This window comes from Klebsiella sp. MS 92-3 (assembly GCF_000195655.1).
Lineage (GTDB): Bacteria > Pseudomonadota > Gammaproteobacteria > Enterobacterales > Enterobacteriaceae > Klebsiella > Klebsiella pneumoniae.
This window is the reverse complement of record NZ_GL882833.1, coordinates 8,090-8,732: the sequence shown is the minus strand read 5'-3', so window position 1 is coordinate 8,732 and position 643 is coordinate 8,090. Positions and strand designations below refer to the sequence as shown.

Annotated in this window: 1 protein-coding gene; it reads left to right on the top strand. The window is 55.4% G+C overall.

Annotated elements, in window-relative coordinates; translation table 11 throughout:
• The coding region (locus HMPREF9538_RS08450; RefSeq protein ID WP_009485703.1) for an FKBP-type peptidyl-prolyl cis-trans isomerase at positions 1-618 on the top strand (618 nt) is incomplete at its 5' end.
• Positions 619-643 lie beyond the last annotated feature (25 nt).

The following is a 643-nucleotide window of genomic DNA, read 5'->3' as shown; positions in this document are numbered from 1 at the left end:
GGAGAACAGCAGGCTTATGCGATCGGCGCCTCGATGGGAAGCGAGGCGCTCAACGTCCTTACCACCCGTCGCACTCAGGGAGTTACCGTCGACGCAGGCCTGGTGTTGCAGGGCATCGAAGATGCCTTTCGCGGCCAGCTTCGTCTCGGAGAGCAGGAACGTAACAAAGCGCTGTTTGATGTGTCGCAGCAGGTTTATCAGAACCTGAATAAAATAGAGCAGAAAAACATCAGTGCCGGCAAGAAATATCAGCAGGCGTTTGCGCGCAAAAAAGATGTGGTCTTTAAAGAGGGCGTCTACAGCCGCGTCGATTACCCGGGTAAAGGAAAAATAAGCGGTAACGACCTGGTTACCGTGGTGATCAAAGAGATGCTGACGGACGGGACGGTGATCAACGATATGGAAGCGAAAGATCAGGCGCTTACGCAAAAGCTGGATGCCTATCCCCCGGTGTTTCGCGAACCGCTGAAGCGTCTACAGAACCACGGCTCCGTGACGCTCGTCGTCCCGCCTGAAAAGGCCTATGGCAGTAAAGGATTACCGCCAAAAATCCCGCCAGGCGCCACCATGGTTTATTCCGTGCGGATAGTAGATAGCCAACCCGAGCCGGCAAAATAGCCTCATCCTCTCCACCCCCCCCCCC